The organism is Alkalinema sp. FACHB-956, from assembly GCF_014697025.1.
In the GTDB taxonomy this organism is placed as follows: Bacteria; Cyanobacteriota; Cyanobacteriia; order Leptolyngbyales; family Leptolyngbyaceae; genus Alkalinema.
Window position 1 is genome coordinate 352,698 of sequence record NZ_JACJRC010000003.1, and the last position, 13,786, is coordinate 366,483.

At 50.8% G+C, this 13,786-nt stretch carries 11 protein-coding genes; 6 read left to right on the forward strand and 5 right to left on the reverse strand.

The window, feature by feature from the left end:
* Nucleotides 1–16: 16 nt before the first annotated feature.
* From H6G21_RS06640 to H6G21_RS06650, 3 genes are all read right to left on the reverse strand, one after another.
* Nucleotides 17–664 carry a hypothetical protein gene (locus tag H6G21_RS06640; protein WP_190571793.1) on the reverse strand — a complete coding sequence of 216 codons (648 nt, stop codon included), beginning with the start codon at nt 662–664 and terminating at the stop codon, nt 17–19.
* A 312-nt stretch (nt 665–976) separates the two neighbouring features.
* Nucleotides 977–1,801, reverse strand: coding sequence for a phytoene/squalene synthase family protein (locus tag H6G21_RS06645; RefSeq protein WP_190571794.1), 825 nt, complete (start codon nt 1,799–1,801; stop codon nt 977–979).
* 336 nt (nt 1,802–2,137) lie between these two features.
* A complete protein-coding gene (locus tag H6G21_RS06650) occupies nt 2,138–2,800 on the reverse strand; it encodes an alternative oxidase (RefSeq protein ID WP_190571797.1) in 663 nt (220 codons plus the stop codon).
* Nucleotides 2,801–3,050: 250 nt separating this feature from the next.
* Between H6G21_RS06650 and H6G21_RS06655 the strand changes: the two genes are divergently transcribed.
* Nucleotides 3,051–3,503 (forward strand): helix-turn-helix domain-containing protein, encoded by a 453-nt coding sequence (locus H6G21_RS06655; RefSeq protein ID WP_190572028.1) that lies wholly within the window; start codon nt 3,051–3,053, stop codon nt 3,501–3,503.
* 184 nt (nt 3,504–3,687) lie between these two features.
* A complete protein-coding gene (locus H6G21_RS06660) occupies nt 3,688–4,155 on the forward strand; it encodes an EVE domain-containing protein (RefSeq protein ID WP_190571806.1) in 468 nt (155 codons plus the stop codon).
* Here the strand turns inward: H6G21_RS06660 and H6G21_RS06665 are convergent.
* Complete coding sequence (locus tag H6G21_RS06665; RefSeq protein WP_190571808.1) at nt 4,145–6,535, reverse strand: ATP-binding protein; 2,391 nt, start codon at nt 6,533–6,535, stop codon at nt 4,145–4,147. The two genes, H6G21_RS06660 and H6G21_RS06665, sit on opposite strands and share 11 nt — an antisense overlap.
* A gap of 519 nt (nt 6,536–7,054) precedes the next feature.
* Between H6G21_RS06665 and typA the strand changes: the two genes are divergently transcribed.
* Both typA and H6G21_RS06675 read left to right on the forward strand, forming a co-directional pair.
* Nucleotides 7,055–8,851 carry a translational GTPase TypA gene (gene typA / locus H6G21_RS06670; RefSeq protein WP_190571810.1) on the forward strand — a complete coding sequence of 599 codons (1,797 nt, stop codon included), beginning with the start codon at nt 7,055–7,057 and terminating at the stop codon, nt 8,849–8,851.
* A gap of 917 nt (nt 8,852–9,768) precedes the next feature.
* The gene (locus H6G21_RS06675) at nt 9,769–11,409 is read left to right on the forward strand and encodes an iron uptake porin (RefSeq protein ID WP_190571812.1); all 1,641 of its coding nucleotides are present in this window, start codon (nt 9,769–9,771) and stop codon (nt 11,407–11,409) included.
* 338 nt (nt 11,410–11,747) lie between these two features.
* Here the strand turns inward: H6G21_RS06675 and H6G21_RS06680 are convergent, their stop codons facing one another.
* Nucleotides 11,748–11,942 (reverse strand): hypothetical protein, encoded by a 195-nt coding sequence (locus H6G21_RS06680; RefSeq protein WP_190571813.1) that lies wholly within the window; start codon nt 11,940–11,942, stop codon nt 11,748–11,750.
* A 263-nt stretch (nt 11,943–12,205) separates the two neighbouring features.
* Between H6G21_RS06680 and H6G21_RS06685 the strand changes: the two genes are divergently transcribed.
* Nucleotides 12,206–13,054, forward strand: coding sequence for an alpha/beta fold hydrolase (locus H6G21_RS06685; RefSeq protein ID WP_190571815.1), 849 nt, complete (start codon nt 12,206–12,208; stop codon nt 13,052–13,054).
* A 162-nt stretch (nt 13,055–13,216) separates the two neighbouring features.
* A complete protein-coding gene (gene psbQ, locus H6G21_RS06690; RefSeq protein ID WP_190571816.1) occupies nt 13,217–13,675 on the forward strand; it encodes a photosystem II protein PsbQ in 459 nt (152 codons plus the stop codon).
* Nucleotides 13,676–13,786: the final 111 nt, after the last annotated feature.

Genomic DNA, 13,786 nt, shown 5'->3' on the forward strand with positions numbered 1-13,786 from the left:
GATGCTACTTGTGATGCTACTTGGAAGAGAGCAGGGGACGTACCAGCATAAACCCAGCCCCAAAAGCGGTCAGGACAATCAACGGAATCACGATCGCTAACTTCCAGCCACTTAAGGCCAGCGGCCCCCCAGCAGCGTCTGAAGAGTCCCCCACGCCCCAGCGGGGGGTCGCCTCTTGCTCCATCACCCAAGCCTTTGCCGGCAGCTTACGCGGGGTTGCTGATTTAATCGGTTTGGCCGATCGAGCGCCGGATCCCTGGGAAACTTTGCTCGGCTTGGCTGCCATTGTTGCAACAGGTGTTTGACTTGCGGCAGGTGTTTGACTGCTCCAAGGATCAGTGAGGGTTGAGCCAGCGATGGTAGAAGCCATAAATTGGGTCTGGCTAGCTGATTCGATCGCATTTTCTATGGGATCATCCGCCAAGCTGGGCAAATGGCTGACGGCTTGTTGGGTATACATCGCCAACTTGACTAACCGTTCAATTTCCTGCCGCAATTGCTGATTTTGTTGCAGTAACTGGCGGTTTTGATGTTTGAGAGACTCCATTGCAGCTTTAGTGGATTGCAGTTCAGAGGAGACTTCTCGGTATAGGGAAATGGGCACCGAAGGAGAGTAGGCAGTCTCCGCAGAAACGATCTGTCCAGCAGCTCTAGAATGACGCATGGGAAATGGATACCTGATTCTTGAATGGGAATAACTGAAGAGAGACCGAATGGCACGTAGGGCCACTAGCAACCTGATGAACGATCGCTGAAGGCCGTGCTTGGGTTGCGAGGTTCCAGTGGTCAGTTGTTATGACTGGGCAACGGAACTGCTACACCACCACGGATAACCGCCGCATCCGGGCTTCAGTCAGTGCGATCGGATGCCACAGGATAGCCTGAATTTTGGCAGCCGACGCACTCCTCCTCCAAGATTTTCTAGAAATCTATGGGAAAAACCGTTCCCCATAGGCTTCGTCTGATCCCGGCTTGCCTAACCACGCAGCCCCGTAAACTGGGCAACCACAGCCATCACCTGCGATCGGGTCAGCTTCGGGAAGCCATGGGTCATGGCATCCAGGGTGGCATGGGCGAGGGCAAGGGGCAACTCACAGAAGTCTCGGGCAGGCCCTTTGGGGAGGCTTTCGGTGTAGCGATCGGCCAGTTCCAAGTTACGCCGAGCATAGTGATCGAGATCTTTGACTGTCCAACCATCGGGAAAGAAACTGACCCCCCGATCCAAATCTTCGCGATGGTTCCGCAAAATATTGACCGCTTGCAATCCTCGCCCAAAGCCGATCGCTTGTGTTCGATCGGTCTGGGTGCCGTCATGCCACGCCCACAGATCTGATAGCAACAAACCTACGGATCCTGCCACGCTAAAGGTATAGCGATCGAGATCGTATTCCGTTTGGACTTCCCAATTGCGCTCTGCCCAGTAGGCCATGCGATCGGCCATGGCAGCGGTGGCTTCCCACACACGGGGCGCAATCTCACTCGGTGCATAGTTCGCCCATTCACCCAACCGATGGGATACCTCAGGAAACTGATCGGCATACACCCCAAAGGCCCGATCGAAATCTGCGTTGGTAAATCCTGTCACCCCCGATTGCAACACTTGACTAATTTCGCGAAGGACAAGGGCTTTGGTTGTATTATCCACATCGGGATGGTCCTCAATTTCATCGATCGCGCGCATACAGAGATAGCCCGAGGCGACCGCCTCCAGCAGCCCTGATGGTAGACGACTGATAGGGATGAAGAACGTCCGACTCGTCTCTTTCAAGACCTCAAGGGCGGTTTGACCGTGGTGGCTCATGCTGGTGGTTACTCCTCACTTCAGACCCGGCGTACTGTGAAACCCACGCCTATTGGGTATTTCTTCCTAAAATAAAACCCTAAATCTAGTTACTGACAAGAGCTATCCAGGAAATTAATGGTTTGGCGCTGAATATCTGTAGCTTCGATTCTAGCCAGCATTCGACAAGAAAAGCAGTGGGTTGCCTTCCCACTGCCTTGTTTCGCATCGGTTTACTATCAGTTCACGACCCGAGAACGGTCAGGTCATGGTTAGAAAATATGGTCAGGTTATGGTTAGAAAATTCTGGAATCATTCGGGTCAGTCGTTCAGGCTGGATTCCAGCTTATCCAGCCTTTAGTTGGCGGGTAAGGCGGTTGAAGTGTGAGGACTCTTGAAGGTGGTTTGGGCATCGGAGCGTTGGCAGGCCACCATGGTTTTGACATGTTCCGATTCGTCATCTCTAATGTTGACAAACACATCGTAGAGGTTGTCCACCTTGGGACGACGTTCGGCGGGTTTGTACCCAGTTTGGAACTCGTCGAACATGTACAGATCCCCATCGCGGTAATAGCTGATGGCGATTTGGGGAGCAGGGGCTGCCTTGAGTTCGGCCTCGCAATCCTTCAGGTAGTGGTCGTAGGTGCGATAGGCATGTTGTTCCACCAATTCCATGAAGTGGTAAGCCGATCGCGGTGACAGGACATAAATCACCACAATAATCCAGTAGTACAAAAGCGCCACATGGCGAGCCAAGAAGCGATCGATCCAGACATCCGCACCGCCCAACTCTTCCATAATCAGCAGGTGGTGCAGTTCATTCCACGACTCTGCAAAATGGACTTTCAACCAGTCAGCTTTGCGCCACCAGCCAATGGTTTCATACAGGTGCAGGACAGAGAGATAGGAAAAATAGGGCACCCGCGCCACCGTTTCCAGCACATAGAACCGCTGGATCGGTCGATTGCGGTAGACCGTATTCATCACAAAAACCAAAATACTCACGAGAAAGCGAATCATGGAGTAGCTCCGGGAGAGTTAATCAATGGTGGATGAGTGATATTCGCATCCTAGCGATCCCCTCCGGCGCTGCAAGGTACTAACCGATCAGCCCACTTAGTGACTTGTAGTAAAAAATTGAGGCGCGATCGGGGATTGGGGGGACTCTAAAGGAATGTTGAAAATTTTCTGGAAAAAGGCCATTGCGCCCATAACCACCCCCCAGAATGGAGAGGCAATGCCACGGCCTGTTCACCCACCCCACGATCGCATGGAAAATTTTTGCCCACAGCCAGAACAGCATTGTCCGATCCAGTACACGTTGACTGTGCTGGAAGGTAAATGGGCCTTACCCATTTTGCGGGAGTTATTTTCAGGGCCAAAGCGTACCCATACTCTGGTAGACGCCTTACCCGGAATTAGTACCAAAACCTTGATGCAACGGCTGCGATCGTTGGAAAAGCAGGGCCTTGTCCATCGGCAAGTCTATGCAGAAGTCCCACCCCATGTGGAATATTGGCTAACGGATAAGGGCCGAGAAATTCAACCCGTTTTGGTGGCGTTATATCAAGTGGGACAGCGCTGGCTCGCACAGGACAACTGTTTTTGTGGCCTGACCCACTTGCAATCCTGCCCTTCCCCGAATCCCGCTATCCCAAATCCTGCTATCCCAAATCCTGTGGCCCCCCATCAACCTACACCAGAGCAATCCTTCGCCGTATAGAAAGCCGCATAGAAAGCCGTATAGTAGAAAACTGCGAGCTGGGGCTATGTGATTCAAAGCGATGTGATTCAAAGCGATGTGATTCAAAGCGATGCGATTCAAAGCGATGCGATTCCAACCTAGCTGCGCTGTACGCTTCCAATGCTGTGCAATTCAAATAACGTGTGACTGTGGCTTATTGGTTATGGCCTATTGGTTAATGAAGTCGGAACCGGATGTCTATGGGATCGATGACTTACAAACGGAAAACATTGGGCTTTGGGACGGGGTACGCAATTATCAAGCCCGTAACTTCCTGAAATCCATGCAGGTGGGCGACTTTGCCTTTTTTTACCATTCCAACACCAAGCCACCGGGTATTGCGGGATTGATGAAAATTGTGGAAACCCAAGTAGTTGATCCGACCCAATTTGATTCCACCAATCCCTACTATGATCCCAAAGCCACGCCGGAAGCTCCCCGTTGGCATACGGTCAAATGTCAGTATGTGGAAACGCTGCCGCAACTGATTACCCTAGACCAGTTGAAGATGACCTTCTCTCCGGAGGAATTACTCGTCGTGCGCCCAGGCAATCGCCTTTCGGTTATGCCAGTTGAAACTCCGATCGCGCAGCGAATCTTACAACTCGGGGCGTTTCGGGCTACCCCCTAGCAGGTTTTGCCGGAGAGTATTGGGTCATGACCGCGGAGGGTTCCGCCGTTGTGGGTGGATCTGATACCTCCGGAGTCCCGAGCTCGGGATGGGCGGCGTGAGTCACACTGCTGAGGACAGGAGCGGCAGAGTAGCTGGGCTGGATGGGCAGTTCAATGCAGAATTCCGTGCCCAGACCAGGCTCCGATCGACAGGAGAGATGGCCCTGATGACGATCGACAATGACTTGGTAGCTAATGGCTAACCCTAAGCCGGTGCCTTTACCAACGGGTTTGGTCGTGAAAAAGGGATCAAAAATACGAGTTCGAATCTCCGGGGGAATGCCAGGACCATTATCGCGAATCCGGATCACCACCGCATTAGGCGAGTACCGTGGACAATACTCCGTCTCAATCCAAATCGTCGGTTGTTCTACGCCATGCTCCGTTAGGGCATCGATCGCGTTACTGAGCAAATTCATCAGCACTTGGTTCAACTGACCGGGATAGCATTCAATTTCTGGCAGATCACCATAGGTTTTGTGCACAGTTACCCCCGGAAATCGGCCTGTCGGCTTGAGGCGATGATTCAAAATCAACAACGTACTCTCCAGCCCATCATGGACGTTGGCCAGTTTGCGCTCGGCCTCATCCAAGCGGGAAAAGTTACGCAAGTTGACCACGATCTCTCGGATCCGATCGGTACCAATTTGCATGGAATTGAGCAGCTTGGGCAAATCCGTTTGCACAAATTCCAGATCAATACTGTCGGCATGCTGGGTCACGGCCTTGTCCGGCTGAGGACAATGGCATTGGTAAAGTGCTAGATGATCTAGCAAGTTTTTGATGTAGGTCTCGGCATGGCTGAGATTGCCATAGATGAAGCTAACCGGATTATTAATCTCATGGGCAATGCCTGCCACCATTTGACCCAAACTTGACATTTTTTCGCTCTGGATCAGTTGGGATTGGGTGGACTGCAACTCTTGCAATGCACTGGAAAGTTCCATCGTGCGGATCTGGACTTGCACTTCTAGCTGCTCGTTCTGGACTTCCAGTTGTTGAAATAAAGCTTGCAGTTGAGCCGCCATGCTAGTGAACGATCGCGCTAAGCGACCCAACTCATCCGTACGATCGCAATTGAGTTGCACCTCAAACTCACCCCTAGCAACTTTTTCCGTGGCTTGCAAGAGCTGGTTTAAGGGCTGATGGACTTGTTGGCGCAGGATGCGGTAAAGGATGAACAGTTCCGACAACAGCGTCAATGAGCCAATTGCCAAATAGAGCAAACTCTCCTGCAAGGCCGCTTGAATTAAAAGGGGCATGGGATAAACCGTCACAAAGTACCAATCGGGACCCTGCAGTTTAGTAATCGCCCAAAAGGCTTCTCCATCAGGATCTTCAAAGACGGCTGCCTCCTGATTCAGTTGCTTCGCCTGGGCCAGAATGCGCTGAAGATGACGATCGCCCGTGTTTTGAATAGTTAACTGTCCTTTTTTCTCCAGGATTGCGGTGGTGTAGCGGGGATGGACAATCATGGTGCCATCCTGCCGAAAGATCATGTTGTAGGTTCCTGGGATCGTATTTTGCTGCGTCTGTGCCAGGAGGTCATTCAGGACAATGTCATTCCCGATCGAGGCCACATGCTGCCCTCGATCATTATCCACGGGGGTGACTAAAGACACCATCCACTGTTTGGGAACGGCATCGTAATACACCTTCGTCCAAAACGGTTTTCGGGTAGGGTTGTGGGTGCGATCGGCACCGTAGCCATACTCTTCTTGGAGAATATCCACATCCGATGCCGCTTCCAATCCCCAAGGGCTACTGGGACGATAGTCCACAGACAAATTTTCGGTACCGTTAATCCAAGTATTGGTGAAGCGACTGGTAAAGGCACGACCATAGAGACTGGCTAACCGATGAAACAACAACACCTTATGTTGCAGGATCGGCGTGATCGGAACGTTTCTGCCCAGAAAAACGGTGGCGGCTCGCTCTTTATCAAAGAATGCTAATGACTTTCCCTGGGGAAAATTACGCCAAGTGCCATCCTTCCAGGCATACATTAATTGATTGAATTCTGCCTGAGGGTTGGGCGTCGCATCTACTTTCAGATCCTGTAGGAGGTGTTGTTTAAGAATTTGCTGGTTATCCTGAGCCAGCCGAAAAATTTCGCTGTTCTGTCGTCCTTGATCCAGAATGCGCTGATAGAGTTGCTGGTTGACATTGTCTTCTAATGTTCTGAAAGAATGCCAATAGACCGTCCCGATCGCCGCTGAAGAAATCCCAACAATCACTCCCCCAATTTTGAGTAAAGTTTTGCGTGTTAAAGAAGTTGTCTCTGATTGCGATTGCCAAAAGGAACGATTAAACCAAGTGGGAAGGGAGGGTCGTATCATAACGCTTACAAATTGCCGAGCATAACTGGAGAAATAGCAATTGGGGAGGCACTAACTGAGGCACTAACTCAAGAGGCACTAACCTAATGGGTAAGAGAAGGCCCCACGGGACAAGCCTAGGAAAACGAGCACAAGACCGGGCGATCGGCGTTAAACCATCCGTGACGTTCTCCGCAAATTTCCCGAAAATAGCTGATAACACTTAACCTTTTCCAATATGCCTCAGTATTTTCCTGAAAACTATGGAAAAACTCAGCATTTTCTTGTAAAGAATTCAGTAAATTAGCAAATTGTCACTCAATCTGCTACCTCAGATCAGCGGATTGGCTGCTGATTATCCGATGGGGAGGCACACATTTCCATTTGGATCCACTCTTGTCAAGGAAGGCTTACCTCAATTTGCCAAATTTGTCTAAATCGGTAAACGCTACGCTAGAATTGTTAACGCTTCGTTACGGAAGCATTTGATTTTACTACCGAAGAAGCAAGTCTTACCCTTTTACCTTAAAGTGAACAATCATGTCTCTTCCGATTCGGAACGTTGCGATTATTGCCCACGTTGACCATGGTAAAACGACCCTCGTGGATGCGTTGCTGAAGCAAGCGGGAACCTTCCGAGAGAACGAGGATATTCCGGACTGCGTGATGGACTCCAACGATCTGGAACGGGAGCGAGGCATTACGATCCTGTCTAAAAATACGGCTGTCCGTTACAAGGAAACCTTAATTAATATTGTGGACACTCCAGGTCACGCGGACTTTGGGGGTGAAGTGGAACGGGTACTGGGCATGGTGGACGGCTGTCTGCTGATCGTGGACGCCAATGAAGGCCCGATGCCGCAGACCCGCTTTGTATTGAAAAAGGCGCTGGAACAGGGTCTACGTCCGATCGTGTTTGTGAACAAAATCGATCGAGCCCGCCAGGATCCCAACATTGCCGTTGATAAGGTGTTGGATCTGTTTATCGAATTGGGCGCGGATGACGACCAGTGTGACTTCCCTTACCTATTCGGATCCGGCTTAGGTGGCTTTGCTAAGGAAAAACCCGAAGAAGAGTCCGACAGCATGGAGCCGCTGTTTAATGCGATTCTGCGCCACGTTCCGCCGCCCGTGGGAGATCCTAGCAAGCCATTGCAGTTACAAGTTACGACGCTGGACTACTCCGATTACTTAGGTCGGATTGTGATTGGGCGGGTGCACAATGGAACGATCAAAGCCGGTCAGCAGGCCGCCTTGGTTAAGGATGATGGCAAGATCGTCAAGGCCAAAATTTCCAAGCTGCTGGGCTTTGATGGCTTGAAACGGGTGGAAATTGAGGAATCTGCTGCGGGTAACTTGGTGGCAGTGGCAGGTTTTGCTGATGCCAACATTGGGGAAACGATTACGGATCCAGACGATCCCCAAGCATTACCTTTGATTAAGGTCGATGAACCGACCTTGCAAATGACCTTTATGGTGAACGATTCACCGTTCGCTGGCAAGGAAGGTAAGTTTGTCACCTCTCGCCAAGTGCGCGATCGCTTGATGCGGGAGTTAGAGACCAACGTGGCACTGCGGGTAGAGGAAACGGATTCCCCCGATCGCTTCTCCGTGGCAGGCCGGGGTGAATTGCACCTAGGCATCCTGATCGAAACGATGCGGCGGGAAGGCTACGAGTTCCAAGTGTCGCAGCCGCAGGTGATCTTCCGCGAAATCAACGGCCAACCCTGTGAGCCCTTTGAAACCTTGGTGCTGGATGTGCCCGATGATGCAGTTGGGTCTTGCATTGAGAAGCTGGGAACCCGCAAAGCTGAAATGCAAAACATGGAAGCAGGCGGCAACGGACGGACGCAATTGGAATTTGTGGTTCCGGCGCGGGGCTTGATCGGTTTCCGGGGTGAGTTCATCCGGCTAACCCGTGGGGAAGGGATCATGAACCACAGCTTCTTTGAGTACCGTGGAATGGTGGGCGAAATTCAGGCTCGCTACAACGGGGTGATTATCTCCTTTGAAGAGGGAAGTGCAACCTTCTATGCCTTGCAGAATGCGGAAGACCGTGGCGTATTCTTCATCAAGCCGGGTACCAAGGTGTACAAGGGTATGATTATCGGAGAACACAACCGTCCCCAGGATCTGGATCTCAACGTCTGCAAGGCAAAGGCACTGACGAACCACCGGGCTGCGGGTGGGGATGAGTTAGTGCAGTTGAAAGCGCCGGAAGAAATGAGTCTGGAGCGGGCACTAGAGTACATCGGGCCAGATGAGCTGCTAGAGATTACGCCAGAGTCCATTCGTCTGCGCAAGTTGGAGAAGAAAAAGCTGGCGGGTAGAAAGTAATTGGATACGTTCCAGTTCATTCTTGATTCATTCAAAACTGAACTGATTTGACTCAGGAGGCGCGATCGCGCCTCCTTTTTTGTTGGCATTCACCCAGCCATCGCCAGCAACAGATCGCCAGCAACGATATGATTTGCTCCCTAAAAAGGGCCTTGCAACCCTTGCTAATTCAAAAATCTGTGCTACGTTGAGTTTAGAGGAATTGTATTCCTCATGCCTTAGACCGAAGCCCTAGTTGCTTTTGTCTTTGAGATTATTTGTTGTTTAGCAAATAGCGGAGGTGTTGCCCATGCAAGATAGTAGTAAACGTTTGGGTCGTCAGTTTGGTGTAGTCCGGCTGTGTTCCGGGGCTGTTCTCTAAGCTAGGCCAGCATGGGTTTTATGCCTTTGGCTTATTTTTAGTCACTGATTGAATTGAGTCATCGAAAGTCGTAAACACCCAATGAGTCTTTTGATCGCTTGGCCGATTTGGGGTTCTCCCGGCAGTCAAGGTATCCACTGAAGACCCGCTAGACCGCTCCTCCTAATATCTAACTCCTAAATTATCTGGGTTAGGTTAGGGGGAGCGGATAGTTTTTGGAAACTTTTTTGGGAAGAATATTGGTTAGACTAGGCTTTGTGTCACTTTGTAAAGCGTCCTCTGCCTTTTGGTAGAGGCCAGGAAGGTCTGTCTCCAGAAAACTGGATGAAGTTGTTATCCTAGAGGAGTCAACAGTTTTCCAAATTGGCTTCATTTTTGACGCGGTAACTTGGGCGTGCCTGAGTTAACAAATCGGGTGGGCTCCTGGTAAACTGTGATCTTAGACACAACGTTTTGTTAGAACAGACCCTACTTTGGGTTAGTCTGGCGAAATAATGCCGATCTTAAAATGTCCCTGTGTGGAGTAACCTTTACACAGGTTGTGAGGAGAAAAAACATGCTAAATATCCGATTGAACTCTTTGTTGGTTAGCCCTGCGGTTTTGGCGGCAGCTCTGCTGCTCGGAACCTCCGCTGCTCAGGCAGAAACCAAAGCACCTTCTGTGGATGCGCTGAGCCAAGTTAGCCAATACAGCCAAGAAGGCAAGTCTGCTAACTCCATTGGTCAAGTGACCTCTGTCTCCCAACTGTCTGATGTGAAGCCCACTGACTGGGCTTTCCAAGCACTGCAATCTCTGGTTGAGCGCTACGGCTGTATTGCTGGGTATCCCGATCGGACCTACCGTGGGAACCGAGCCATGACCCGCTACGAGTTCGCAGCTGGTCTGAACGCTTGTATGGATCGCGTCAACGAACTGATCGCAGCTGCCACGGCTGACTTGGTGAAGAAAGAAGACCTGGCCACCCTGCAAAAACTGCAAGAAGAATTTGCCGCTGAATTGGCAACCCTGCGCGGTCGTGTAGATGCGTTGGAAGCTAAGACTGCAACCCTGGAGAAACAACAGTTCTCCACCACGACCAAGCTGGCGGGTGAAGTGATCTTCGCAGTGACCGACGAGTTTTCTGCAACCCCCGCTGGTGGCGGTAACAACACTGTCTTCCAAGATCGGGTTCGTTTGTCTTTGAACACCAGCTTTACCGGCAAGGACTTGCTGGTAACCCGTTTGGCTGCGGGTAACGCTGAGAACTTCACCCTTCCCGGTGGCGGTTCTGAAGGTCTGCAAACCTTCAACTTTGGTAACACTGGCGCAAACAAGGTCAATGTTGACTGGGTTGCTTACTATACCAGCCCGATCGAAAACCTGAAAGTGTACATCCCCGCTGTCGGTGGTCTGCACTACGACTACGCACCCACTGCTAACCCCGTCCTGGATTCTGGCGATAGCGGTAGCACCACGTTGTCTGTCTTTGGTCAACGTAACCCCATCTACGCGATCGGGGGTGGTGCTGGTATCGGTGGAACCTACGACCTGGGCGGTGGTCTGAAGGTAACCGGTGGCTACTTGGCAGACAGCGCTAACAACCCTGCCAACAAAAATGGCTTGTTCAATGGTGACAACAGCATCTTGGCTCAAGTCAGCTACGCTCCTACCGATGCTAACTTCCAAGTGGCAGCAACCTACGTGAATGCATACCGTAGCGGTGGTGGCATCTTCGATGCAGGCGGTAATAGCACCGCTGGAGCTGTGGGTTCCTTGCCAGCCAACAGCCCTAGCGTTGTAGCAACCTCCAAAGCTGCTAAGGTCAATGCTTTTGGTATTTCTGCAGCCTATAAGTTCAGCCCCAACCTGGTTTTCAATGCCTTTGGGATGTATGCCCAAGCTAACTTCATTGATGATGGCTTTGGAAGCCAAGACATCTGGAGCTATGGCGCAGGTTTAGCGTTGCCCGACTTCGGTGCCAAGGGTAACCTGCTGGGCTTCGTAGTGGGCGCTGCTCCCTACGCTCCTGGTCGTCAAACCGGTGTTGCAACTCGTGCTGGTCGGTCTATTCCTCTGCATGTTGAAGGCTTCTACAAGTACCAAATCAATGACAACATCTCTATCACTCCTGGTTTGATCTGGGTGATCAATCCTGGTCAAGTGGATAGCAATGATGATGCGTTGATTGGGACTGTCCGGACGACCTTCACGTTCTAAGGATGTCTGAGCGGAATCCGCAATTGCAGAGTCCTCAATTTACAATCTTCAACTTACTCAGTTGAGTTCGTAATTAACAAAGCCTACCTAGTCATTAGGTAGGCTTTGTTTGTAGGCTTTGTTTTATGTTGATTGCTTCTGTGTTGGTTGATTCTGTCATTTTTGGGGGTTGCAAGGGTTTACAGGTTGGAGCCAAAGGCCCCCCAAACAAACGCCCCCCCAAACACCCTAAACAATCGAAGCCTCCTAATAGGAGGCTTCGATTGGCTGACATTGACACTTTTCAAGCTACTTTCAGTTCACATTCATCCAAGCTCATACGCCCTAACCCATTGAGGTTAGCTAGCGCCAACGCGAGGACCATCGTCCAACCCTAGGACATTCACATGGGCTTTGCCCTTATTTTCAAACCGTACTTCTTCATTGGGTAAACCCATTTCAGCGGCTGCACGGCTGAGGACGCAACGTTCCCGATTTTGTTGCAGGTTTTGGTGACGGATCATCAAGGCCCGAGTTCTTTGTTCGATCGACATATTCAGGTCTCCTCTGTAGCGGTGAGTAAATGGGTGAGGCTTAAGTAAGGGGATGGTTCGGGCTGTCTTATGGATTGCAGGCAGTCTCAGACTCCGGATTATGGGGTTGAACCATCACCCTGCTAGTTCTCCTTCTTGATTGAAGTATACCCTATCAATTCTGTATCTAAAGCTACAGAATGCTATCTTTTCAAAAAACTTAATATTTTGGGATGCGTAGGGTTTCAGGGTAGGGTTTTGGGTGTGTGGGTGAGACATCAGAGATGAAAATTGCGGAAGTTAGAGTACAAGTTGGATCCTATCAATGGTTTTACCGTGAGGCCAAGCCGAAGGGATCGGAGGTTTTGGGAATTGTCATTTTGCTCCATGGGTTAGTGTCCCAGAGCTATGGATGGCGGGAGGTACTGCCAGTTTTAGCGGAGCAGGGATATCGGGTCATCGCCCCCGATTGGCTGGGTTGTGGCTATTCCGACATGCCCGATCGCCTGGACTTTGCCTATACCCCAGAATTATTAATTGAAGCGCTGGGTGGCTTTCTAGATGCGTTAGAAATTGGTACTTGCACGATCGTGGCGCAAGGATTTCTAGCCACTGCCGGGATCCAATATGCCCTGCACAACCCCGATCGGGTCGATCGGCTGGCTGTGTTTAATGCACCCATTTTTCAAACCGTCAAACTGCCCTGGAAACTGAAACAGTTAGGGATTCCTTTGATCGGAGAAGCGCTCGTCCAAGATTTCACCTTGCCGGACAAAATTCTCGAAGGTGCAGGGGGCTACCGCGTAGAGGACAAGGACATGGACATCTATCGCCGACCTTGGATTAAAACCTCCGATGCGGGACGGGCACTCCATGCAATGGTGCAAAATCTACAACTCGCCAAGGTCAGCGCAGAACTGGAGCAGGGCCTGAAAACCTGGCGCAAACCCCTCTTGATTGGCTGGGGAATGCGCGATCCCTGGTTGCCCGTAGAGGCCGCTAAAGCCTTAGCCGCAGTGGTTCCCGATGGCGAATTTGTAGAACTGTATGAAGTGGGACATTATGTCCAAGAAGACTGGCCCGAAAAGGTAAATGATGCCTTGCTGCGCTTGCTGAAACGGCAAGCAATCTAACCGTTTTCGTGTCATTAGGTTAACGATGTTGTAATATTCGTTGCCGTTGCTTCATTCGTTATCCCGCAGTTTGATACACTGCACTACGGAGCCGATCGCGGCTGCGATTTTGAGGAGCTTGGCTCGGCTTGTTGTGTTGCATAAAAATATTTAACTCGGACTATGTCAAAGTTTCGGTCGATTCTCGCGGTAGCCCTTGCCTTCGTGATGGTGATGTTTGTAGCATTTACCCACCCTGCGGATGCCAAACCCAAGAAGGCCCAGGCTCAAACCTATGCGGCAGAGCAAATTGCGAAAATTCAAGCCTACGCAAGTGATATTCAGGCAATGCGCGATCGCTTCCCTGAACTTCAGAGCTTAATTGAACAAGAAGATTACATTTTTGCGCGCAACTTTATCCATGGCCCCTTGGGGGAACTGCGATTCAAGATGCTGACGGTCGCGCGGGATCTCTTCCCTGATGCCCGCAAGACCGCAGAAGAGGCATCCAAGGATGTCTTTAAGGCACTGAATGCCCTCGATCGAGCCGGGATTGATAAGGATTACCGGGCAGCGGCTCGGGCCTATACCAATTTGAACAAGGCCTTGGATTCTTTCTTCTCAGTAGTACCTCAAGGTTAGTCTATCCATCCCATCTTTGATTCGCCTGGAGGCTTCCCCCAGGATGGATGCCTTAAAGATTGAGATTGGTCACGTTGTGATCAGAATGGGTTTATCTGGAGATGTGTCTGT